The 22,768-nt window shown below is 65.6% G+C and carries 25 protein-coding genes; 8 read left to right on the forward strand and 17 right to left on the reverse strand.

Annotation, left to right across the window (positions count from 1 at the left end):
• Positions 1-44 precede the first annotated feature (44 nt).
• Positions 45-929 carry a WD40/YVTN/BNR-like repeat-containing protein gene (locus tag OG984_RS05930; RefSeq protein ID WP_008359896.1) on the reverse strand — a complete coding sequence of 295 codons (885 nt, stop codon included), beginning with the start codon at positions 927-929 and terminating at the stop codon, positions 45-47.
• 95 nt (positions 930-1,024) lie between these two features.
• On the opposite strand from OG984_RS05930, the gene OG984_RS05935 reads away from it, so the two are divergent.
• Together OG984_RS05935 and OG984_RS05940 are read left to right on the forward strand one after the other, a co-directional pair.
• Complete coding sequence (locus OG984_RS05935) at positions 1,025-1,600, forward strand: TlpA family protein disulfide reductase (RefSeq protein WP_008359894.1); 576 nt, start codon at positions 1,025-1,027, stop codon at positions 1,598-1,600.
• A complete protein-coding gene (locus OG984_RS05940) occupies positions 1,597-2,370 on the forward strand; it encodes a cytochrome c biogenesis CcdA family protein (protein WP_008359892.1) in 774 nt (257 codons plus the stop codon). Before OG984_RS05935 ends, OG984_RS05940 begins: the two co-directional genes overlap by 4 nt.
• A gap of 578 nt (positions 2,371-2,948) precedes the next feature.
• Here OG984_RS05940 and OG984_RS05945 read toward each other — a convergent pair.
• The 8 genes from OG984_RS05945 to OG984_RS05980 all read right to left on the reverse strand — a co-directional run bounded on the left by OG984_RS05945 (position 2,949) and on the right by OG984_RS05980 (position 11,675).
• Positions 2,949-3,176, reverse strand: coding sequence for a hypothetical protein (locus OG984_RS05945; RefSeq protein WP_008359891.1), 228 nt, complete (start codon positions 3,174-3,176; stop codon positions 2,949-2,951).
• Complete coding sequence (locus OG984_RS05950; RefSeq protein ID WP_008359889.1) at positions 3,173-3,373, reverse strand: hypothetical protein; 201 nt, start codon at positions 3,371-3,373, stop codon at positions 3,173-3,175. Before OG984_RS05950 ends, OG984_RS05945 begins: the two co-directional genes overlap by 4 nt.
• A 220-nt stretch (positions 3,374-3,593) precedes the next feature.
• Entirely contained in the window at positions 3,594-5,636 is a 2,043-nt protein-coding gene (locus tag OG984_RS05955; RefSeq protein WP_328530698.1) for a copper resistance CopC/CopD family protein, read from the reverse strand.
• A 159-nt stretch (positions 5,637-5,795) separates the two neighbouring features.
• The gene (locus OG984_RS05960) at positions 5,796-6,842 is read right to left on the reverse strand and encodes a HoxN/HupN/NixA family nickel/cobalt transporter (RefSeq protein WP_328530699.1); all 1,047 of its coding nucleotides are present in this window, start codon (positions 6,840-6,842) and stop codon (positions 5,796-5,798) included.
• A 135-nt stretch (positions 6,843-6,977) separates the two neighbouring features.
• Positions 6,978-8,081: a sensor histidine kinase gene (locus tag OG984_RS05965; protein WP_008359884.1), complete on the reverse strand. Its 1,104-nt coding sequence runs from the start codon at positions 8,079-8,081 to the stop codon at positions 6,978-6,980.
• The gene (locus OG984_RS05970; RefSeq protein WP_008359883.1) at positions 8,078-8,788 is read right to left on the reverse strand and encodes a response regulator transcription factor; all 711 of its coding nucleotides are present in this window, start codon (positions 8,786-8,788) and stop codon (positions 8,078-8,080) included. The genes OG984_RS05965 and OG984_RS05970 overlap by 4 nt, the downstream gene beginning before the upstream one ends.
• A gap of 43 nt (positions 8,789-8,831) precedes the next feature.
• On the reverse strand, positions 8,832-11,309 hold the full coding sequence (locus tag OG984_RS05975) for a heavy metal translocating P-type ATPase (RefSeq protein WP_328530700.1): 2,478 nt from the start codon (positions 11,307-11,309) through the stop codon (positions 8,832-8,834).
• 66 nt (positions 11,310-11,375) lie between these two features.
• A complete protein-coding gene (locus OG984_RS05980) occupies positions 11,376-11,675 on the reverse strand; it encodes a hypothetical protein (protein WP_008359881.1) in 300 nt (99 codons plus the stop codon).
• A 2-nt stretch (positions 11,676-11,677) separates the two neighbouring features.
• Between OG984_RS05980 and OG984_RS05985 the strand changes: the two genes are divergently transcribed.
• The 5 genes from OG984_RS05985 (at position 11,678) to OG984_RS06005 (ending at position 15,093) form a co-directional block, all read left to right on the forward strand.
• Entirely contained in the window at positions 11,678-13,183 is a 1,506-nt protein-coding gene (locus OG984_RS05985) for a multicopper oxidase family protein (RefSeq protein ID WP_040755484.1), read from the forward strand.
• A gap of 132 nt (positions 13,184-13,315) precedes the next feature.
• Positions 13,316-13,816, forward strand: coding sequence for a DUF305 domain-containing protein (locus OG984_RS05990; RefSeq protein ID WP_328530702.1), 501 nt, complete (start codon positions 13,316-13,318; stop codon positions 13,814-13,816).
• Complete coding sequence (locus OG984_RS05995) at positions 13,816-14,403, forward strand: class I SAM-dependent methyltransferase (protein ID WP_008359877.1); 588 nt, start codon at positions 13,816-13,818, stop codon at positions 14,401-14,403. The genes OG984_RS05990 and OG984_RS05995 overlap by 1 nt, the downstream gene beginning before the upstream one ends.
• Before the next feature lie 3 nt (positions 14,404-14,406).
• Positions 14,407-14,565 (forward strand): hypothetical protein, encoded by a 159-nt coding sequence (locus tag OG984_RS06000; RefSeq protein ID WP_328530703.1) that lies wholly within the window; start codon positions 14,407-14,409, stop codon positions 14,563-14,565.
• 72 nt (positions 14,566-14,637) lie between these two features.
• Positions 14,638-15,093 carry a hypothetical protein gene (locus tag OG984_RS06005; protein WP_008359874.1) on the forward strand — a complete coding sequence of 152 codons (456 nt, stop codon included), beginning with the start codon at positions 14,638-14,640 and terminating at the stop codon, positions 15,091-15,093.
• On the opposite strand, the gene OG984_RS06010 is transcribed toward OG984_RS06005, so the two are convergent.
• The 5 genes from OG984_RS06010 to OG984_RS06030 all read right to left on the reverse strand — a co-directional run bounded on the left by OG984_RS06010 (position 15,076) and on the right by OG984_RS06030 (position 18,750).
• Positions 15,076-16,416 carry a hypothetical protein gene (locus OG984_RS06010; RefSeq protein ID WP_328530704.1) on the reverse strand — a complete coding sequence of 447 codons (1,341 nt, stop codon included), beginning with the start codon at positions 16,414-16,416 and terminating at the stop codon, positions 15,076-15,078. The genes OG984_RS06005 and OG984_RS06010 overlap by 18 nt on opposite strands.
• Positions 16,413-16,739 (reverse strand): hypothetical protein, encoded by a 327-nt coding sequence (locus OG984_RS06015; protein WP_328530705.1) that lies wholly within the window; start codon positions 16,737-16,739, stop codon positions 16,413-16,415. The genes OG984_RS06010 and OG984_RS06015 overlap by 4 nt, the downstream gene beginning before the upstream one ends.
• A gap of 122 nt (positions 16,740-16,861) precedes the next feature.
• Complete coding sequence (locus tag OG984_RS06020) at positions 16,862-17,446, reverse strand: hypothetical protein (protein ID WP_008359868.1); 585 nt, start codon at positions 17,444-17,446, stop codon at positions 16,862-16,864.
• Positions 17,447-17,455: 9 nt separating this feature from the next.
• On the reverse strand, positions 17,456-17,875 hold the full coding sequence (locus OG984_RS06025; RefSeq protein WP_008359866.1) for a single-stranded DNA-binding protein: 420 nt from the start codon (positions 17,873-17,875) through the stop codon (positions 17,456-17,458).
• 107 nt (positions 17,876-17,982) lie between these two features.
• Positions 17,983-18,750, reverse strand: a complete 768-nt coding sequence (locus tag OG984_RS06030; protein WP_328530706.1) for a hypothetical protein — start codon at positions 18,748-18,750, stop codon at positions 17,983-17,985.
• 204 nt (positions 18,751-18,954) lie between these two features.
• Between OG984_RS06030 and OG984_RS06035 the strand changes: the two genes are divergently transcribed.
• Positions 18,955-19,236 carry a hypothetical protein gene (locus OG984_RS06035; protein WP_328530707.1) on the forward strand — a complete coding sequence of 94 codons (282 nt, stop codon included), beginning with the start codon at positions 18,955-18,957 and terminating at the stop codon, positions 19,234-19,236.
• Here OG984_RS06035 and OG984_RS06040 read toward each other — a convergent pair whose 3' ends face one another.
• The 3 genes from OG984_RS06040 to OG984_RS06050 all read right to left on the reverse strand — a co-directional run bounded on the left by OG984_RS06040 (position 19,237) and on the right by OG984_RS06050 (position 22,594).
• The gene (locus OG984_RS06040) at positions 19,237-20,805 is read right to left on the reverse strand and encodes a type IV secretory system conjugative DNA transfer family protein (protein WP_442940958.1); all 1,569 of its coding nucleotides are present in this window, start codon (positions 20,803-20,805) and stop codon (positions 19,237-19,239) included.
• Between the two features lie 200 nt (positions 20,806-21,005).
• Positions 21,006-21,530 carry a cell wall protein gene (locus OG984_RS06045; RefSeq protein WP_328530709.1) on the reverse strand — a complete coding sequence of 175 codons (525 nt, stop codon included), beginning with the start codon at positions 21,528-21,530 and terminating at the stop codon, positions 21,006-21,008.
• The gene (locus tag OG984_RS06050; RefSeq protein ID WP_328530710.1) at positions 21,527-22,594 is read right to left on the reverse strand and encodes an ArdC family protein; all 1,068 of its coding nucleotides are present in this window, start codon (positions 22,592-22,594) and stop codon (positions 21,527-21,529) included. The genes OG984_RS06045 and OG984_RS06050 overlap by 4 nt, the downstream gene beginning before the upstream one ends.
• Positions 22,595-22,768 lie beyond the last annotated feature (174 nt).

Below are 22,768 nucleotides of genomic sequence, written 5' to 3' on the forward strand. Positions count from 1 at the left end.
TTGACTCCTCTTCCTCGGTCACTGGCCAGCGGACAGGTGGCCCGTCAGGACAATGGCTCCCACTCGGAACCCGCCTGCTGATACACGGTAGCGCGGTCGCCGTCGAGAACGGCGATGACGAGCTTGTCCTGTGCAGTGTAGGAGGCCGCGCTGGTGCCATCGGGAATCGCGGCCGAGGTCCAGGTCGACCCCATGTCAGTACTGACCTGGGCGTCACCCATGCCGACGACGAACAGATCTTGTCCGCCGCCGCCGACAGCAACCGACATGGACCCCATGCCGCCGCCCATTGCATCCCAGGTGCGGCCGCCATCGGTCGTTCTGGCGGCGCCGGCCTGCATCGATGGCGCGATCGCTACGTCGGGGTTCGACGGGTCTACCCAGATGGTGCCCATGAAGTCCATGCCCTGCGAACTGCGCCGCTCGAATGTCGTTCCGCCGTCCTCCGAGACGAGGATCCCTGCTTGGGGTGAGGCCACGTAAACCACCCTCCCTGAAGCACCGACGCCGTGAACATCAGATACCGGCAATCCGGAGACCGAGTCGAACGTCGAGCCGTCGTCCGTTGAGGCGTACAGGCCCTCGTGGCCGCCGGCAAGCACGGTGTCTCCTGATTGCGCCCAGCCCATGACGTCCTTGTTGTTGAGCGACTCGATCTGCGTCCAGCCCCCGGCAGGGTTGCGGTACCCGGCTCCGCCGTGGCCTCCGACGAACAGCCGGTCGCCAACCTGGCCAACCGCGTGCAAATCGCCGCCGACGACGGGCCCTCGTCGACCCTCGGAACCACCTGCCTCGGTGCCGTTGCTCGACCGCTGGGTCAGGTACGTGCCCATCGCGATCACGAGGACCGTGACGATGAGAAGTGGTGCGACGACCTTACGGGCGCGTGGCGTTAGGCCGAAGATTCGATCGCTGCTGGGGTCGGTCATGCGAGTCCTGTCCATGAGGGGCCCGGTTTATCTGCACCGGGCTCTGCGCCGTACTATCCACTATGGACGATAGTAGATGACTGGAGGGTGACGGAATGCGGCGCAACGTGCGCACGGCGGTTGTGGTCATCGTGGTCGGCGCGATCCTCGGCGTTGGCTGGTGGCAGTTGCGCGAGACCCGATCGCATGCCCGCAGCACAGACGCTGGAGAAGTCGGTTTGACGCTCTATTCCGGGGATGAGGGCATCCCGCTTCCGAATGTCGAGGGCGAGACCATCGCCGGTGAGATGCTCTCGCTGGCTGACCTTCGTGGTCACGTGATCGTCCTCAACGTTTGGGGGTCGTGGTGTGCGCCTTGCCGTGCAGAGGCGCCGGATCTCGCAAAGATCTCGAAAGAATCCGCTCCACGGGGCGTACGGTTCGTCGGGATCGACGTGCGCGACAACCCTGCGGCCGGCCTGGCCTTCGAGCGCAAGTTCGGGATCACCTACCCGAGCTTCAACGACCAGGACGGGCTCGTGCTTGCCTCGTTCACCGGCATAGTGCCGGTCAGTGCCGTCCCCTCGACCCTGGTCATCGACCGCAACGGGTTCATTCGCGCCCGCAACATCGGCCGCATCGACGCCACCACTCTGCGCGGCCTGATCGAGGACGCGGAGAAGCTCGGATGACTCATGCGCTGTCGATCGGTGCCACAGTCGCCTACGGGCCACTCCTGGTGGCCATCCTGGTGGCTATTCTCGCGGGCGCGATCTCGTTCCTCAGCCCGTGTTGTCTGCCGCTGGTCCCTGGCTACCTTGCCTACGTGACTGGCGCGGCGGGAGCGGACGCCGCGGGCGAGGCCAGCGCCAGGAAACGGTCGACCGCAGTAGTGGGGACCGCACTGTTCGTGCTTGGGTTCGCCGTGGTGTTCACCAGTTACGGAGCGCTGTTCGGCACGATCGGCGGCACTCTGGTCCGACATCAGGATCTGCTCATCCGGATCCTCGGAGTCGTCACGATTTTCCTGGGCCTGGTGTTCGCTGGTGTGTTGGGGGCAGTGCCGGGGCTATCACGTACCTTCCGACTCGGCTACCAACCGACGGTCGGCCTCGCTGGGGCTCCGGTGCTCGGAGTCATGTTCGGTATCGGTTGGACGCCATGCATCGGTCCGACGCTTGCGGCGGTGCTCGCCCTCGCGACCACCAGCGGTACAGCCGGTCGCGGGGCCCTGCTGTCCTTCGCGTACAGCCTCGGCCTCGGGATCCCGTTCCTGCTGGCCGCCATGGGCATCAGCCGCGCCTTTCGCGTCTTCGCGTTCGCCCGGCGTCACGCGCAATCCGTGATGCGGATCGGCGGTGCCATGCTGGTGGTTCTGGGGGTCCTGGAGGTCACTGGCATCTGGGGTGCCTGGCTGGCAAGCCTGCGCACGCTCTTCGGCACGTGGCAGGTGCCGCTGTGACGCACGCCGCTGCATGGTTCGCTCGGCATCCCATGCCTGCGGTCGTGCTTGCGCTTGCACTGCTTGGCGGCGCATCGTGGGAGGTCGCTTACGCCTTCGGTGCGCAAGGGTCGCCGGCGGCGCAATCGACCGTCTCGGAGGGCGGAGTTGCGCCGTCAGTGCCACCTGAGCCCAGCCAGGACGCGCCGCAGGCGCGGGTGGATCAAGCACATAGAGCTCTGCATGCCCTTGGCCGTGCCTGCAGGAAGCCTATTGCAGTTCGCGATCCTGACGCAGTGTCCCGGCCGACGGGTGTGATCGTGGCGTTCGCCCGAGATCACCCAGGCAGTGGCTTCCGAATCGATGGTGAGCCCGGCAGCACTCTTACGCTGCTCATCGTCGTTCGGAACGTCCTGGAGTCATGTGATCCTATGCTGGTCCCGAAGGTCGACGCGTTCATCCCGCGCGCATACCGCCCGTAGTAGCCATCGAGGCAGCGGGGGAGAGCACATCGAGGGGACGATCCCGCCGCGGAGGTGGCGCTGCTATGGACCTGGTATCGCATAGGGGCGTCGGCTCACTCGCGTGGGCGTGTCGGCTCAAGGGGGACCAGACCGCTGTTGTCCACGCAACTCGGCGATCTCGGCATGAAGTCGGTCGATCTCGGTCGGCCGATCCTGGCTGTCCAAGTCTCCACAGCAGGAGCGCCCGTGGCCCATGCCGACTAGACCGCTTTGACGGTCACGCCGCATCGGGCGAACGCAGAACAGGTAGGTGAGCGTGATCGCTGCGGCCGCTACCAGCCCCGGAACCATCAGGTCGGTCATGGGAGATCCGATCGGGCTGCGGCGTCACGCTGGGCAGCCTTGAGTTGGTCGAGCTCGGCGCGAAGGCGAGCGAGCTCTTGCTCGTTTGCCGGCGGCGCTGACGTGTGGCCACCGGAGCGGCGCATCATGAAGAACATCATGAGTCCCATGCCCACCGGGCAGGCCAGGATGGCCACGGAGTACAGAAGCTGTGTCATTGGAAGGTTGTCCTTTCGGAAGGCGAGGCATCCGCCATCTACTAACTGAGATAGTAGGTTACTCCATGTGGCCACCCGCCGACAGCAGCCTCGACTCGAGCGAGGTGCCCGACCGTGCTCTTGCCAAACATTGCGTGAGAGGTCGCCATTCGGTACCCCAGTGTCAGTGATTCACGAGGGCGACGTGCGCGGAGCGGTGGTGAGTGGTCACTGCTCGTGCTCACTGTTCGTGGGCATGACCGTCATCGTCCTCTGGGTAGACCAGCGTTCTGGTCGTGAGGTGTTTCGGGGCGTTCAGGGTCTCGCGGATGATCCGGTCGTGATGGTCCAAGGTGAGATGCACATACGTCCCTTCACCGGGGTAGGCCAGAGCGAGCTCGGTCTCACCGGTGTTGGGGTCGCGTCCGAGCTGTACGACGGTGGGCGCGATCCCGGAGCCGTAGGGATCCGAGTCCAGGAGCTCCTGACCGCTCATGGGGATCCGGGTCTCGATGCCTGAGGCGCCGTTGGTGTCACTGGTGACCTGCTCGTACAAGACGAGTTCCGGTATCTGCCGCATGACGCGCACGGTCCGCTTCAACAGCTGAGCGGCCTGCTCAGCCGGCCAGGCCACGGTGATCGCTGTGGTGCCTCCGCGGAATTCAGAGGAAGTGGCCTTCAGGGTGATGGTAGTTCGACCCCGCTGCCACTGGAGTGGGGCCACGAAGCATCCGGTTCCGCACCGACGCAGATGCAACGCTCGAGGTGCGGCGCCGCCCGGCGCAAGCGCGTTGGCCACGAGGTCGTACGTCGTCGTGTCGACGGCGTCCGCGGCCGGATGCATGTCCGGAGTGCTCAGCCGCACCAGCAGCTGACCTTGCGACGCCGTGAGCCCGATGCCGATCCAGCCGGCGCGACCTCCAGCTGCCGACACCGGTCCGACAGGAGGTGGCGGGAAGGGCAATTCAAGATCGGGCTGAACCGGCGGCGCAAGGGAGGTCAATAGGGCGGAGACGGCGAGTACCGCACCAAGACCTGCCATCTCCACTCGGGCGGTCCACGACGGCTGCGTCGCGTCCGACCGTGCCGAGAGGTGCCGACGAGCCCACATCGCCAGTGCAGCGACGATCACGACGATGGCGGCCTTCACGACCAACCAATGGCCGTATCTTGTTGCGGTCAACGTCTCGACCAGGCCCGCCGGCACGGCCAACACCAGCCCGCTCACGACGCCGCTGCCGAGTACCAAGAGGAACAACCACACCGCGACGCGCGCGTAGCTGCGGACTACCTCCGCGGCGGAGGTACCTCGTCGGCGGCGGGACAGGCCGACCCGCACGACGTGAACGAGGGCCCCGATCCAGACCGCGGCCGCACATAGGTGCACGAACGTCAGTGCGGCGCCCCACCCTGGACTGCTGGCCTGCGGATGTGCTCGGACGCCTTCGGCAGCCGCCACTGCGACCAACATTGCGGCGGCGACGCTGCCACGCCGTGCAAGGCAGGCAGCAGTTGCCGCGGCGAACGCCACCACTTCCACAGCAGCCACCAAACCGGGAGTCGTGTTGAGCAGTTCAAGGGGTCGCAAACGTGTCATGCCTGCGACCATTGACCCGCCGCCCAGTAGGACCACGGCCAGGCCAACCGCGCTCACCAAGCCGAGCAGGCTGCCGGCGAGTAACCAGGGTTCCGGATCCTGTTCGCGAGCCTGCACCGAAGATGTGCGTCGCGCTATTCGGGCTCCTACTAATCCTCCGAGCGTGAGCGTGAGGCCGCTGAACAATCCCAGCCGCAGGATCGTCAGCGCTGCCAGGCCGCGGACCTCGGGGTCGCCGCCCCCGCCCAGTGTGAGGCCGGATCTGGATCCGACGGCGAACCGGTACTTGCCGGTCATCGTGTCGCCGTCATTGGCGGTGACCGTCCAGTCCACGACGTACTGGCCGACTTCGAGCTCCTCGAGCACGGCAGCGCTCACCGTTCGCCCGTTCTCGCCCGACGTGGTTGTCCCAAGGCGGAACGCAGTCCCTTGTGGGCCTTCCAGCTCCAGGGCCGACTCGGCCGGAATGACCTCTTGGTCGAAAACCAGCTGGATCTGCTTCGGCGAGGTCGGGACGGCGCCCTCGACTGCCGGGGTGGCGAACAGCAGGGTCGCGTGCGCCTGCGCCGCCGGTGCTGCGAAAGCCAAAATCAGAACGCCGAGCAGGGCAGCGAGTGCAGCCTGACATCCTCCTCGCAATGACATCCGCCTCGCGGGGGCTGCGGTCGTCCGTACTACAAGCTTCACGCGCACGTCTTTCCCAGTGAATTGCTACGACGATCGATAGTAGACAACGGCTCGACGGCTTGAGCAGCCACCTCTTATCGCGCGATTCAGGAGACGCCGGACTACAGCACAGCGAGCTGCACGCTTGGTCAGGCCTTCGCGGTCTTCGACAGTGGTTTGTCAGTGGCGGGAGTCGGGCTGGTGGGGGGCAGAACTCCAACGCTCGTCGATCCGGCCGAGCTTCCAGACAGCGACCGAAACACCCCAGGTGATGAGGAAGAGGAGCACAACGGCGTAGCCCACGTTCTCCAGATCGAGCGCTGCAATTGCGCCGAGTGGCCCGGTATCGATCCCGAGCTTCGCTGCCAGGAGGCCGACGAGCTCGACGCTGCCGATGAGGAGAGCGACGGCGACAGAGAGCGCAGTCACGATGATGTTGTAGTAGATCTTCCGCACGGGCCGAGCAAGGGCCCACCCGTAGGCCACGTTCATGAAGGCGCCGTCAAGGGTGTCCAGCAACGACATTCCGGCTGCGAAAAGGACCGGCAGTGTCAAGACTGCCCACCAGGGCACGTTGGAGGCGACGGCGCCACCTGCGATGACGAGCAGCCCAATCTCGGAGACCGTGTCGAATCCGAGGCCGAAGAGGAAGCCGGTCGGATACATGTGCCAAGGCTTGGAAACCATGCGGGTGACCTTGCCCAGGATCCGGTTCAGGAAGCCGCGGCTGTCCAGCTGGTGCTCGAGGGCAGCCTCGTCATACCTGCCTTGTCGCAACTCTCGAAGAACCCCCAGAATGCCCTTCAGGGAAGCGAGATTGATCAGCCCGATGAGCAACAGAAAGGTGCCGCTGACCGCCGTACCCCAGATGCCGGCGACATGCTGCAGGGTCGATCCCTCGTCCCCGATGCCGCGGGCCAGGGCACGTACGCCGAGGGCTACTGCGAGCACCATGACGAGCACCACGGACGAATGCCCCAGGCTGAACCAGAATCCGACGCTCATGGGCCTCTGCCCGTCGGCCATCAACTTCCTGGTGGTGTTGTCGATCGCCGCGATGTGGTCGGCGTCGAAGGCGTGGCGCATGCCGAGCGTGTAGGCGGTCAGGCCCAGGCCGATGCCGAGCACCTTGCCCCCGACGTCGTACTGATGTGGCCCAGCGACGCCGACGAGGAGGCCCCAGCCGAGCACGTGGAGAAAGGCTACGAAACCGAGGGTCTTCGCCAAGCTCGCTCGTTGGTCCCATCCAAGCCGGGGCTGAGGCGGAGCATCGAGGCGCGTCGTCATGACCGGGATCCTATGTAGTTGCAAAGCTCTCGCAATAAGGCTGGCGGTTCGGTCGGAGCAACCTTCATCAAACCTTCATGTTGTCAGGGCAGGGACTTTAAGGGTGAAGGTGGAACCCATGCCCGGCCCACGGCTGTATGCGTCAAGGCGTCCCCCGTGCGCCTCGACGATCGCACGGCTGATCGTGAGGCCGATTCCCGATCCTTGTTCGTCGCCGGTTCGCGCAGTGTCCCCGCGATAGAAGCGTTCGAAGATGTGCGCGAGCTGGCTCTGAGAGATGCCGTCGCCGGTATCGGTGATGCAGATCGTTACCCAGTCATCCTCGGCGTGAGTGTCGATGGTGACCGTTCCGCCTCTCGGCGTGTGCCGGCGCGCGTTGTCCAAGAGGTTGGTGAGCACCTGGAGGAACCGGGTGCGGTCCACTGCAACGTGGCCTGGGCCCCTCTCGATCACGTCGATTCGCATGTCCTTCTCCTCGTACCGGGCGGTGACCGCGTCTCGTGCGGCACGGACCAGCTCGGCTGTGGTGGCCGGCTCGAGTGTCATCTGCAGCTGGCCCTCCTCGGCTCGGGAGACCGAATCGAGGTCCGAGGCCAGGCGTGCCAGCCTCGTGACCTGGTCGCCCAACACGTTGCGAGTGGGCTGGTCCCATTGGCGTACGCCGTCGTCGAGGCCCTCGAGGTAGGCCTGGAGGGTGGCGATCGGTGTGCGAAGTTCGTGTGCCAGATCGGAGAGGAGGCGTCGGCGCGTGTGCTCTGTGCTGGCGAGCTGAGCGCCGAGAGTGTTGAACGATTCGGCCAATGCGTCGAGCTCGGGGCCGGCGTCCCCGACCGGCACACGAGTTTCGTAGCGGCCTGCTGCCACCTCAGCAGCGGCGCGTTGCAGCCGGGTCAGCGGGGCTTGGAACCGTCGGCTCAGGAACCAGCTGACGGCGAACGCCAGCAGCGCGGCGGTGAGGACGGCGATACCCAGGGAGACGATGCTCGCGGTTCGGAAAGCCCGTTCGACGTGCTCCAGTTCGGAGGGGTCGGGAGCGTGGTCTGCCTGGAGCATGTGTTCGTGGAACAGAGGTGGCCCCACCACAGCGGCGATGACGGCAGCGGAGATGATGGCCGCGAGAAGAACCAGTGCCTGCGCCACGAGCAGGCGCATCCCGATCGGCCATTGCCGAAGCCTCATCGCGTCTGCTCCGCCTTGAACCGGTAGCCGACCCCTCGGACGGTGTCGATGAAGCGAGGGCTGGTGGCATCCTCGCCCAGCTTGCTGCGTACGTGTGCGATGTGGACGTCGACGATGTGCTCGTCGCCGCCCCAACCTTCGCCCCAGACGGCGTTGACAAGTTGGCGCCGCGAGAAGACTCGCCGTGGCGATTGCGCAAGAGTTGCCAGCAGGTCGTACTCGGTGCGCGTGAGGGAGACGTTCTCCTCATCCAGGCTGACCTCGCGGGCCGCGAGGTCCAGGCTGAGCCCGTCGAACCGGAGCAGGTCTTCTGCCGGTGGTGTTGTCAGCTTGCTGAGTCGGGGGCGTCGCACGGCGGCCTGAGCCCTGGCGAGGAGCTCGCGGGGTGAGAATGGTTTGGTGATGTAGTCATCGGCACCCACGCCCAACCCGATGAGCTTGTCGATCTCGTCCTCGCGGGCGGTGAGCATGATGATGTAACAGTCGGAGAAGGTGCGGATGCGGCGGCACACCTCGATGCCGTCCAACCCAGGTAGGCCAAGATCCAGGAGGATCAGGTCGGGGTCGTGAGTGCGAACCTGGTCGACTGCGTCAGTACCGTTGTGGACCTGCGTGACGGCGAAGCCACCTTTGGTCAGGTAGTCGGCCACGATCTGCGCGAGGGAACGCTCATCCTCGACTACTAGGACCGGGACTGGTGCTGTCATGGGGCCCAGTCTCGCGCGTTGCTGATTGGGCACTCGCGGCGGCTCAACCGAGGTTCTCCCCGCGCAGTCGCAAGGCATTGGTGATCACGCTGACGGAGGACAGAGCCATCGCCGCGGCCGCAATGATCGGGGACAGCAACAGTCCGGTGAACGGGTACAGGATTCCGGCGGCGACAGGGATTCCTGCGACGTTGTAGACGAAGGCGAACAACAGATTCTGCTTGATGTTGCGCATGGTCTTGTCCGACAGGGTCCGTGCTCGAGCGATGCCCATCAGGTCGCCGTTGAGGAGGGTTATCCCGGCGGACTCCATCGCCACGTCGGTGCCTGAGCTCATCGCCAGCCCGACATCGGCTGCGGCCAAGGCGGGTGCGTCATTGACGCCGTCGCCGGCCATGGCGACCACCTTGCCCTCAGACTGGAGGTTCTGGACGACTTCGGCCTTGCGGTCGGGCAGGACTTCGGCCTCGATACGGGCGATTCCCAGATCCTTCGCGACGGCGTCGGCGGTGACGCGATTGTCGCCGGTCAGCATGACGACCTCGACACCGTCCTGCTCGAGCAGCGCGAGAGCACCTGGCGTAGTCGGCTTGATTGGGTCTGCGATCGCGAACACTGCGACCGGCAGGTGGTCGACACCCATGAGAATCGCGGTCGCTCCCGTCGATCTGAGCCGGTCGGCGACGGGCACGAGCGGCATGGGGTCGATGCCCTCGTTGGCGAGGAACGCGGTGCTCCCGAGTACGACGCGCTTGCCGTCTACGGTTCCGGCGACGCCGCGACCGGGTGGAGAGTCGAAGTCCGCCGCCTCCGCCAGCGACAGACCACGTTCCGTCGCCGCATCGACGATCGCTTGTCCAAGTGGGTGCTCCGATGCACGCTCGACTGAAGCGGCAAGGCGCAATGCATCGCCGAGGTCTCCGTCTCTGTCTGCCAGTTCAATCTTGGTGACTGAGGGTTTCCCTTCGGTCAGGGTGCCGGTCTTGTCGACCACGACCGTGTCGACCTTCTCCATCCGCTCCAGAGCCTCGGCGTTCCTGATCAAGACCCCCAACTCGGCTCCGCGGCCCACACCGACCTTGATGCTGATCGGAGTGGCCAGGCCGAGGGCGCACGGGCAGGCGATGATGAGCACCGCGACTGCGACGATCAGTCCGTGGGCCATCCGTGGCTCTGGACCGATCAGCGCCCAGATGACGAACGCCAGCGCGGCGATTCCGATCACCACAGGAACGAAGACCCCTGCGACCCTGTCTGCAGTGCGCTGGATCGGCGCACGAGAGCGCTGAGCATCGGCAACCATCGCCACGATCCGGGACAGCATCGTGTCTCGGCCGACACGTTCGGCACGCACCACCAGACCACCGGTCGTGTTGATCGTGCCCCCGATCACGCGGTCGCCTTCGGACTTGCTGACCGACATTGACTCACCGGTGACCATCGCCTCATCGACCGACGACCTCCCCTCAGTCACCACCGCATCGACCGGGATCTGGTCGCCCGGGCGCACGCGGAGAAGGTCCCCGACAACGACCTCATCCAGACCGACCTCTTCATCTGTGCCATCGGAGCGCACGCGACGAGCGGTCTTCGGCGTGAGATCGAGCAGGGCACGAAGAGCCCCCGAGGTTTGCTCGCGGGCTCGTAACTCCAGCACCTGCCCCAGGAGCACCAGAACGGTAATGACCGCGGCCGCCTCGAAATAGACGTCGACCGCCCCCGACCCCATTCCGTCGGCCATCTCAGCCGAGCTACGGAAGGAGTCGGGGAAGATCCCTGGGGCCACGGTCGCAACCAGGCTGTAGAGCCAGGCCACCCCAGTGCCCATCGCGATCAGGGTGAACATGTTCAGGTTTCGGGTCCGAACCGAGGCCCACCCCCGAACGAAGAATGGCCACCCGGCCCACAACACCACGGGTGTGGCGAGTGCGAGCTGGATCCAGTTCGACGTCGACTGCGGAAGCGCCGCGCCGATCGCGTCGACGAAATGGCCACCCATCTCCAAGATCACCACCGGTACGGCCAGCGCGAGACCGACCCAGAACCGTCTGGTCATATCCCTCAGCTCAGGACTCGGGCCGTCGTCGACGGTTATGGTCACCGGCTCCAACGCCATCCCGCAGATCGGGCAGGCACCCCGACCCGGACGGCGGATCTCGGGGTGCATCGGACACGTCCACTCCGTGGCAGCCGCCGCGGCGTCCTTGGGTTGCGCCTCAGCGGCGGGCGAGGCCACGTGAAGGTCGTGCTCATGCGGAGCGTGCATGTCGTGATCTGGGCGAATGTGCGGGTCGGGCGTCTCGTGCCCGTGGCCGGCGGTGTGCTCTCGGCTGGCTTGGCGCGTACCCTCCGCCGCGTACGACACAGGATCGGCCTCGAATCGCTGCCGACATCCAGCGGAACAGAAGAAGTAGCGCTCGCCACGGTATGTCGCTGAGTGCGGCGTGCTCGCTGGGTCGACGCTCATGCCGCACACGGGATCTGCGGCCTGCACGGGGTGCTCGTGGGCGGGACGGCTCATGGACCCATTCTGGCCGCCATCGGGTGATAACACGACCGACTCAGGCCCTGACGGCGCCGACCTTCGTCAAACCTTCATGGAACCTGCCGGACAACCACAAAAGTCAGCATTCAGGCTGGAGCCGTGATGAACGCTGCTTGGAGCATAGCCTGGGTGTGGGGGATCCTCGGCCTTGTTGCGATTTGGACTGCGGTTTTCCTCGTATGCCGCACGATCATCGGCTCGCGAACGCGAGGCACTGAGCGCAATAGGCATGCCGGTGTGGAACACCAGTTGACCGGTGACGATCTCACAGCCGACGAGGTCCATCCCCATCTCAACGCCGAGCTCGAGCACGGCCCGCGAACCAACGACGGTGAGGGGCACGCATGAGGATCTCGCGTCGCTCGCTTCTACTCGGCTCCGCAGCAGCTGCCGGCGGTGGCCTCCTCACGGCCTGCTCCGGGACGTCCGCATCACCGTCGACGGGCTCCGTGTTGCCTACCCCGTCCCCGATGAGTCCAATGGGAGGGCGGCGGGTCGTAGAGCACGCCTTGAAACCCCGTGCGGCGTCGGTCGACCTCGGCGGCGTGGCCGTTGATACCTGGGCCTTCGGTGACAACGTCCCAGGGCCATTGATCCGGGCAACGGCAGGAGATCTGCTGCGGATCACGGTTGAGAACCAACTTCCTGCAGACACCAGCATCCATTGGCACGGCATCGCTCTCAGCAACGCCGCCGACGGTGTGCCCGGGCTCACCCAAGATCCGATCACACCGGATTCCCGGTTCGTCTACGAGTTCGTCGCCCCGGATCCGGGAACGTACTTCTACCATCCGCACGTCGGGGTTCAGCTTGACCGCGGCCTGTACGCCCCGCTCGTGATCGACGACCCGGCCGAACCGGGCGATTACGACGAGGAGTGGATCGTCGTCCTCGATGACTGGATCGACGGCACCGGAAAGACTCCTGATGACGTTCTAGCCAGCCTGGTCGCTGCCCCTTCCGGCTCCTCCGGCCCGATGGGTGGGATGGAGGGCATGGACATGGGATCGGGATCCTCGATGTCTGGAATGGACGGGATGCCGATGGAATCCTCGGAGTCTCCCTTCGGCGATGCTGGTGACGTCAAATATCCCCATTACCTGATCAACGGGCGGGTCGCTTCCAGCCCTGATGTTCTGCGCGCCAGGTCCGGTCAACGGGTGCGACTGAGGTTCATCAACGCCGCAGCCGACACGATCTTCGCTGTCGCCGTCGGTGGCCACTCTCTGTCACTCACCCATGCGGACGGGTTCCCCGTTGAGCCCCGACAAGCGGACGCGTTCTACATCGGCATGGGGGAGCGGTACGACGCGGTGGTCACCCTCCAGGACGGCGTCTTCCCACTTGTCGCCCGGCCGATCGGCAAGGACGGGCGAGGATTCGCCCTCATCCGTACCGCATCGGGCACGGCACCTGCGCCAGACGACGCGGTCGCCGAACTCAACGGACCGACTCTGATGGGCGCAGACCTGACCCCGGCAGAGTCGGCACGCCTACCAGCACAAGACGTCGAGCAAGACCTCGCATTGACCCTGACGGGGCAGATGAGTCCCTATGAATGGGCAATCAACGGAGTTGCGTATCCCGACAACGACCCGCTGACCCTCCAACCGGGCAAACGCGTCCAGATCCAGCTCTCGAACATGACGATGATGGCGCATCCGATGCATGTGCACGGCCATACGTTTGCGCTGCCCAACGGCCTCCGCAAAGACACCGTCCTGCTCAAACCGATGCAGAAGCTCGCGGTCCAGCTTCAAGCCGACAACCCCGGCAACTGGATGGCGCACTGCCACAACGTCTACCACGCCGAGGCGGGGATGATGGCCGCCCTCGTCTACCAGTCCTAGAACCGCCACATCCAGTGAAAGAGACCGACCGTGCATACTAAACCCTTCGCGGCTGCAGCCTTCATCGCGATCGCCGCACTCACCCTGACCGCTTGCGGCGACAGCGACGATTCGATGCCAGGTATGTCGGGGATGGACTCATCGACCGGAGCTGAGTCGACCGACTCCAACGTCGGCTTCAACGACTCTGATGTGACCTTCGCCAGTGAGATGATTCCCCACCACCGTCAGGCGGTCGAGATGGCCGTGCTGGCGGAGACCCGGGCAAAGAGCTCCGACGTCAAGGAGCTCGCCGCGGCGATCAAGGACGCCCAGGATCCTGAGATCCGGACCATGTCAGGATGGCTCACATCCTGGGGCGAACCGGTCCCCGAGGACATGAGTGGCATGGACATGTCGTCGTCGATGCCCGGGATGATGAGCAGCGACGACATGGACAAGTTGTCGCGCGCCATCGCTGACGAGTTCGACCAGATGTTCCTCACGATGATGATCGAGCACCACGAGGGGGCGATCGAGATGGCCAAGACCGAACAGGCCGACGGTACGTCTCCCGACGCCGTCGCCCTGGCCAAGCAGATCGAGACCGCTCAAACCGACGAGATCACCACGATGAAGGGGCTGTTGGGCTGATGCCGGTGATGTCCGCCATCGAGAGCGCATTCTGTCGAAGTGGCCCATGGCGACACCTCGCCAGACGCTGGGTCCTGCCTTGGGCGCTCGATGGCGTCGAGCTCCAGGGCGACGTCCTCGAGATCGGAGGCGGTAGCGGCGCCATGGCTGAAGGGATGGCCCGCAGGTTCCCCAACACCAGGCTCACCGTCACTGACGTCGACGGCGCCATGGTGCGCGCCGCCGGCCATCGGCTCCAAGACCACCCCAACGTCAAAGTCGAACGAGCCGACGTGACCGCGCTGCCCTACGCCGGCGGGTCGTTCGACGTCGTAACGACCTACCTCATGCTGCACCACGTCATTGACTGGACCGATGCCCTTCGAGAGGCCGCTCGGGTTCTCCGGCCCGGCGGGACACTCATCGGCTACGACCTCACCGACACCGCGCTGGCCCGGCTGACACATCGGCTCGACGGCTCACCTCACCGCATCATCGCCCACGATGAGCTGACTGAGGGTCTCGCTGTAGCTGGATTCAGGGACATCAACGTCGTCTTGTCTGCGCGTCGCCATCTGATGCGTTTCCGCGCGAAAGGAGGGGAGTGACCGGTGACGTTCGAACTTGCCTGTGACGACTGCGATGTCGTCCTCTCTGCCGACACGGACCACGATCTGGCAGAGCTTGTGACCAGGCATGCACAGAGCATTCACGAGCGCACCCCGCCGCGGGATCACGTCCTTGCGCGCATCCACCTGCAGAACACATGAGCCACCGTCGCGACCACTCGCGCGAGCGGCTACAACGGCGATCTATGACGACGATGAGTAAAGGGTGCAGGCATGCTGTTGGCACGTCGACTGACGATCGGCGGGATCGTCGCTATTGCGACCGCACTGTTGATCGGGATCCCGACCGGGATCATCCAGACCCCGTGGTATCACCGCATGACACCCGTGCTGTGGTGGAACTATCCGGTGTGGGCCATATCGGCTCTCCTCACCGGTGCGCTCATTGCGACGTACGTCCGCGATCCAGACCTTCCAGTTCCCACCACCCAGGGAGGCAAGACCTTCTTGGGCAGCGTGATCTCGTTGTTCGCCGTCGGGTGTCCCGTCTGCAACAAGCTCGTTGTCATGGCGATCGGGGTCAGCGGAGCCCTCAACTGGTTCGCACCCATCCAGCCGGTTTTGGCGATCGGATCGCTCGGCCTTCTCGCGTACGCCCTCTGGGCACGACGGCGTACGACTCTTGCGTGCCGATTAAACGCACAGCCGTCGTCAGCGAATGCTCGCTGAGTTCGGAGCACTGGCAGCAGCTCGGGACGTGATGGCGCTGAACAGCTCAGCACGGCTCGTTGCGGCCTCGGGAGGTGCGGCTGGCGTCGCGGGCGCAGGTCGAAGGCGCTCGCGGACTACGGTTGCGAGGTCGGTGCCGCGCTGGCCGGCAATGGGGGCGAAGCGTACGCGGACGGGTTTGACGAGCTCGGGGCTGGTCTCCTCGAGGCGCGGGACGTGAGCCCGGCGGAGGAGGGTCTTGTCAGCGATACCGGCCTCGATGATGTCGGCGAGGCGGGCGTCGATCTTCTCGAAGCGGCTGTCAAATGCCGTCCAGATCGGCGAGTCGCGCTCGGGCATCTCGGATCGGAGGTACTCGGGCAGTGCGTCGAGGCGGAGGCGGATGTTCGCCGCCTCTTCGGCGGCGTGGATGCCGTCGCCGACTCGGCCGGCGACGTTGCGCAGTTCGTTGAAGACGAGCTCGTGGGTCGTGGCTCGGCGGGTCCATCGAGTGGCGAGTGCGGGGGAGGGGGTGATGTCGGCGAGCGCGGCGCTGATGAGCCGCTGGGACTGAACGACCTTCTTGAGGTTGATCGGGCTGGGCAGGGCTTTGAGGCGTACGAGGAGGTTGTGCTCGGCTTGGAGGACCCCTAGAAGCCCTGGCTTGGCTGGGCCGCGGACGAGGCTCGCCGCGGGTCGCCAACCGCGTATGTCGACGGTGTAATCGGGCGGGTCTAGGCTCGCTTCGAGTGCGGTAGCCATCGTGGCCCAGGCAAGGCGTCCCGGCGACGGGATGTGCTGCCAGCCGGGCGTGCTCATATAGCGCCGGTCGAGCATCAGCACCGCCTGGACGACCGCGGCGGCGTCCTTGAGCAAGGTCTGGCCCTGCTGGATGGAGAGAGCGCCGGACTCCAGGCCGGCGAAGAAGTCGTGCTCGCCGAGTGTCGCACCTTTCGCGACTTGGCGCCAGGACTCGACGAGCGGCAGGTCCTGTGGGGTGCTGAGCTCTTCGAGCGTTGGCAGGTCGGAGGTCGAGGCGCTGATGACCCGGCGAAGTTCGATTCGAAATCTGTCGTAGGGCCGCCTCGTTCGGGAGCCGCGGTCGTGGTCGAGGAACGGGTCGTCGGCTTCGGGGTCGCCGGCGATGGCCGCTTGGTGACACCATGTGAGAACGGTTTGCCGGAATCGACGGATCTGAGCCCCGGCGTCCCGGCGTTCGGCGTCGGTGGTCTCGACGGGCAGGGCGGGTACGCCGCTGCCGCCAAGTCTGAACTGCACGCGCTGCTGGCGTAGGAGGTTGGTCAGCCCGTCCCGGATGGCGGCGCCGCTCTCGGCGTACGTCATGGTCGGTCGCCGCCCGGGTCGGTGGGCGTTGTTGCGGGATGTCCGCATGCATCATCGATCATCGCGAGGATGAGTTCGAGGTGTAGCGGATCGAATCCGAAGGGTACGAGGTCGAGCAGCGCCTTCTCGGTCAGCTCGTGGAGTAGGCGAGGCTCGATGAGCGGGAGGAGTTCGAGCGCCGGCACCTCGTCGCTGTGGATCGCGTCGAAGTAGAGCAGAACATCGTCGTACGCAGTGGTGGCAGCAAGCGTCGGGGCTTGGTCGGCGAGGGCGGCCAGGTACGAGCGCGTCTCGGCGAGAGCGATGGCGTGAGCGAGCAGCATTGGGGTGCCTCATGATTCATCGAAGCGGTCGCGCTGGTGACGATCCGTTGTTTCGGTCTGCGCCGACTGCCTCAGTTGGATTGCGGTGGATAACGGCGCCGCGGAGCGGGTCGAGACCAGATTCAGCCCCGCCGGGTGGCGATATCGGCGGCGACGAACAGGCGGAAATCCTCGTCGCGGTTGGCGATCGGCGATTCCGGCGCAGGTGGGCGGGGCGATTCGCCTGGCCACACGGCGATCCGCGTCGGTCGGTCCCGGTCGAGTCGGGTGCCGCAGGTGGAGACCCAGTCGCGAAGCCGGTTGCGGGCTTCTGCGAACTCGCGATGCCATGCAACCGGCGCGGAGGCCGATGAGTTGGGGTCGTACGAGTTACGCCAGTGCGTGTGGAGTGCGGAGAGCTCCCAGACGAGTTCGTCGTGCCGGTGCCACAACGGCGGGAGGACGGTGGGCGGCAAGCCGTAGGTCGTCTTCAGGAACTTCACCCAGTTGTCCAGATCGCGCCACTCGGCTTCGGCTTCGTCGGGGCCGAGGGTGTTCCAGTTGACCGGACGGATGACGTCGTCACGATCGTCAGGCGCAGTATCGAAGCCACTCTCGTCGACGGGGTCGAAGAGTTCCTCGTACTCGGCGCCCAACTCCCACTCAGAGTTCGACCTCGGAGTCCCAGGCCCGGACTGCGCGTCGGCGATCGAGCCGTTCTCGGACACGTCACTGCCTCAGACTGAGTGCAGAGTCGGTGATGGCGGCGTTGGACCGTCAGGCCGTGAGTCGAGCTCCGGCGCGCGCCGCTGCACTTCGTACTTGGTCTTCGCCGCGTCATGGCCCATCTGCTTGGCCACGAACTGCTCGTGCGTCTCTTCGAGCCCGTTGCGCTCGCGGGTGAACTCGTGCACGTAGCCCGACGCGACGATGTGGTCGCCCGGCCGGAATCGTTCATATGCCTTCTCGGCCTTGTTGCGAAACATGACCAGGTCGTGGAAGGTCGGATCGAGCTTGGTCCACGCACCGTCGGCCTCACGGCGGTAGTGGTCCACTCCGACACGGGCATAGAACCTGGCAATGCCGCTCTGGGTGAATGTCAGCTGTGGTGTCGTCGCGATGAACCCGGTCAAGCTCATCTGGGTGGGAATCGTCATCACCCTGCTCCTGTTCTCGGCCACCTCGGTGGTAGGCGCCGTTCGAGAACAAGGTGTGCGGTCGCCGCCGCCAACGACACCTCGGTCGCTGGAGCAGGTCGACGAGGCTATTCGTGTCCCGGTGAGTGCATGCCTTCGACAGTCACGATCGGATGGCCGTCGGCGTGCAGGTCTCTGTACTGGTCGGGAGGCAAGCCCTTCCTGCTCGACCACCCGTCCGCGTAATCCAACACCTCCCTGGTAGCGCGTTGCATCGCGGCCAGCAGCTCCCGCCAAAGCCGCTCCGGCACTACCCCGGGCCTCAGGGGCAGACCACCCGTCAGCACGTCGTCTCGGACTTGCCAGGCCGCACCCATGTGGGATCGAGAAAGGTGCACCCACCCCGACGCCTTGTCGTAGACATCTTTGGTCCACGGATGGAACGGCTGCGCCAGATCCTTGAGCCGACCATCGGACAGCTTCCTGCCGTCTACATCCTTCATCTGGCGGAATTCGACGCCGGCCATGACGTCCCTCACCACGTCGTCGACGCTCGGCGCCCGACACACATAACTCAGCCGGAACAACGAGTCGATCTGAACGCGGAGCAGTGGCGCCGCAGCATGCAGGTTGTGGTGGTCGACGGCGTCAATGAAAGCGTCTACCAGCCCATAGCTCCGTTGGAGCACGGCCATCATGAAGAGGTCCGGAAGGTAAAGCTCGCCGCCGCCCACGGTGAGCATCAGCTGTCCAACGTCGAGATGATGGATCCGGAGTCGGTCGAGATCAGTTCGAACATCCTGAAGTCCAGGGAACCGGTGTGCCGCGGAATCCGGCTGGACCGGACGCGGCTCTCTCGGAAGTCGTGACGACCCGGGTTCGCCGTGGACGGTCATGGGCGGAACGCTACGCGCTGCATCATGTGCCGTCATTCAGATTTCCGAGCACCGTGCCGCCTGAGAGCGTGCAGCGCAACGTTGCGTGTGCCCCAACGCTGACTGCTTCTTGACTGGGGTCGGCGCCGTGGGCTGATCGAACATGCGTGCGATGTATCGTGGTCGCCGAGGGTCGGTCGTTTGTTTGTAATGGGAGGTCGACCCGTGCCGCGTACGCCGCCGTTCTTCGTCTGGGTGGATATGACGGGAGAGTTCGGGTTACGCAGTGCGCCGGGGTTGCTGCTGGGCTGGCGACGGACTCCCGAGTCGAAGTTGAGCGCCCGTAAGGATTCGGCGTGGCAGTGCCTGGTGATCCACGCCAGCGAGCCGGCGCCGTATTCGCCGGAGAGCATGAATGTCTATCAGTCGTGGATGAATCCTGCTCATGTGCGTCCGATCGAGGTGGAGAAGCCAACACCGCGCAAGTGGAAGACGAAGTCATGGTGACTACTCCTGGTCGCCTCGTCGGAGTGCGCTCTCGACAGCGGATCGCCCGCGGCGGAGGGCAGTGGCGTCATCGCGAGCGGTCCACGGACGTAGATCGGTCACGATGGGTGGTGTTGCGCGGGGAAGGACGAGGCCCGTCCCGAACGGAAGGGTGCGGACGGCGTCAGGAGGCATGATCGGTACGCGGTGGGTTGAACGCTGAAGGCTGCGGGAGCCGTAGTCGCCGACAATGTGGGTGTCGTGGCGTTCCTCGCGCTCGCCGATGAGGGTAGAGAGGTCTTGGAGGTCGCGGGCGGCGGCCGTGCCACCGAGGATGATCTTGACGATGGCGGCGTCCCAGATTGCTCCAGCGGCGTGTTCGCCCCACTTGTCACGTGCTTGGGAGAGCGACTGGAGTACGGGCATGGTGGTGATCCCCGTGCCTCCTCCTTCTGCCATCAGGGTTGGCAGCGAGGGGAGCGGGGCGAGGTTGCCGATCTCGTCCAGCGCTAGCAGGAGCGGGGGGTCGAGTCGGGCGCCGGGAGCTCGGGCGGCGAGGTGGCGCGCGGTCTCGACGAGGTCTTCGACGAAGGCCGCTACGAGTGGCCAGGCGGCGCCGCTTCCTGCACCAGTGGCGAGGAGGTAGAGGGTGCCGTTGTCGCTGAGGAAGTCGATGGGATCGAAGTGCTCGCCGTCGGCTGGGCTGACGGCGTCGACGACGCGTGGGTCGGCGAGACATGAGAGCGCGAGGGACACTCCCATCCAGATCGAGTCTCGGGTACGCGGGTCGGCGTGGATCATTGATTCCAGGGAGTCGGCCCAGCCCTCGGCAGCACCGGGTGCGCTGGCAAGGATGTTCACTGCGTCGGATGCCAGCGAGGGGTTGAGCGTCCATGCGTAGAGCTCTCGTGGCGTACGCCGGTCGAGTGCTGCTGCATGGAGCAGGGTCTGAAGTGCGGTGCGGGTCTTGCCCTCCCAGAAGCCACCGCCTTCGACGCCGCCCGCGGACAGTCCCGTAGCGGACGCGAGGCCGGTCGCGCGGATCATCGCAACGAGCGGGTCCTCGCAACCGCGGACGGGTGACCATCGGAGACCGGCGGGTACGCCCTGTGCGAGACGTTGCGGATCAAAGACCGCCACGGGCCCCTGGCGTTGGCGCCAGGTGATCGTCGCGGCCAGGTTGTCAGGCCGGGTGGACGTGGCGATCACCGGACCTGGCGCGTCGAGGATCGCGTTGATAACGACGTGGAGGCCCTTGCCTGAACGCGGCGGGCCGAGCACGAGGGTCGAGTCCTCGACGGACGTCCAGACCTCGCGACCGTGAGCGCGGCCAACCAAGTAGCCCACCTCGCACGGCCGAGGTTGTGTCAGTGACGGGCGGAGAGTGTTGGCTCGCTTGAGCAGCGCGCGCCTCGACGCCGTGGCGGCGACGTCGTGTGCGGTTGCCGTGCCGGGGCGCCGGCGCGGGTTGCGTGCGACGTCCTGCTGGTGCCGGCTCATGACCTGCCAGACCCACCAGCTCACGCCAGCGACGGCCAGGAGCAGCAGGACGACCGCGCTCCAATAGGCGACAGTGGAGAGACCGGGCACGCCGAAAGCGTGGCCAGGGGCAAAAGGATGTGCCAGCACCTGGACCACCTGGGCGGGACCTCCTCGAGGACCCGGCAGTGATTGAACCCATGCGGTGATGACGCCCGCGATCCCGAGAAGCCCCATGAGTCCAGTCAGAGCAAGGACAAGTCCTAGGACGAGGTTGACGAGCTGATCATCGACCGGGCGACTGTTGGCGTTCAACGCGGCTCGATGAGGTTGTAGGTGCCGGACCCGCGGCCAAGCAGAACGATGTCCCCCCGCACACTCTGCAGCAGTGCGGGCGGCATGTTCAGGCTGGCATAGCCCTGGCTGTCGGCTTGCACTGCGTGAACGATCACGGCCACGTCGACCCATTCACCGGGGACGTACCCGCCTTCGACGAACTCGGACATTCCGTCGTTCTTGCCGCGAGGATTGGAGGCGACTGGGATCGCCGATGCGAAGTCGGGCGGTGTGGCGATGTCGGTGTAGACCTTGCCGTCGGCCTCGGTCACCTGGACATGGACGGGTCCATGCTCGACCGCGACCAGGTCGACGAGCCGGGGGACGGCGTCGCGGCCGAGCTCGGTCCAGTGCTCGGGGAGCCTGTAGGGCGTGCCGTCGAGCGTGACGACAAGGTCGTCGTCATCGAATACGCGGATCTTGAGGCGGGGGAGGACCGGCGGGACCCGACGCGGACGGTTGGCGTGGCTCTTGCGGTTCTTGTTGCGCTTGGCACTCATAGTCCGATCGCCTCGCTCGGCCCAGTCGACGTCAGCGGTCGGATGGTGTCGGTGGAGCGGGTCGGTTCAGGGCGCGTGCGATCCAGTCCTGGTGGAGCGCCGTCGTTGATCTTCGGAGTGTCGAGCTTGTCGAGGATGGTGGTTGCGATTCGACGTACCCGCTCAGCGGTGGCTTGGACGACCTCGACCGGTGACTGGCCTGATACGCGGTCGGCCCAGGTCGCGACGTACGGGATCGTGTAGTCGGATGTGTCCATGCCGTGCGCGGCGCCGATCATCAGCGCGACGCTCTCGGCCTCTACCTCCGCGATCCCACGGTGCATCGGCCCGTCGACGTTCTGGACGCCCTGGATGACGTGCGCAAGTTCGTGGGCAGCCGTCTTGACCATGGCTGCTTCGTCCATGTCGACGCGTACGGAGACCTCCCGGTTCAGGTGGTCGGTGATCCCGTTGGCCCCTCCGATCGCGGCCCTGTTCGAGACCAGGCGGAGCCCGTAGCCGCGCTCGGTGATCTGGTCGGCCAGCCCGTCCCAAAGTCCGTCGGGCGCCTCGCCTGCGAGGACCTTGGGCTGCGGCACCTCGGGTAAAGGATCGCCAGCGGTCATTGAGACATCGAAGACGTGGGCCAGTTTCACTCCAACGATCTTGGACCTCACGGCCTCGCCAGGACGGGGGTGCTCGCCTCGGGTCAGTCGGCGCCACGAGCCCGCGTCTGTCGGGGTGGTCGACGCGAACCGCCCTGTCACTGGCGCGAATATCTGATAGGAGTGCGATCCCTTGATGACCGACCGCCCGAGGCTCTGCCACTGACGGAACCCGGCAACGTACGTCGGGAATGGGTGGGGCACCATGCCGAGGTTGTACGCCTCCAGGTGCTGGACCTCGATGAGTCTGGAGTTGCGGAAGCTGCGGCTGCGGAATCGTGCGCCGAACTCCATCGCCCTGCGCCAGTCGTCGCCGGTGACCAGCCCCTCAACGGCGGCGGTGAGTCGCTCATGGAGAGCATCAAGCTTCGCCGAGCGCTCGGCCGTCCTCTGCTCGTTGGTCCGGTTGTCGTTGGGCATGTCGAACCTCCTGTCGATCTGACTGGGAGGTGTGCCCGCTGCGGCGTGCTCGCAGGAGCCACAGAACGCCGAGCGCCAGGGGCGCGTTGCAGGCGGATGGAATGGCCGTCCAGTATGCGGCAGTACCGATGCCGTACCCAGCCCAGGCGAGCGCGTTGACGAGCACCAGAACCA

The organism is Nocardioides sp. NBC_00368 (assembly GCF_036090055.1).
In the GTDB taxonomy this organism is placed as follows: Bacteria; Actinomycetota; Actinomycetes; order Propionibacteriales; family Nocardioidaceae; genus Nocardioides.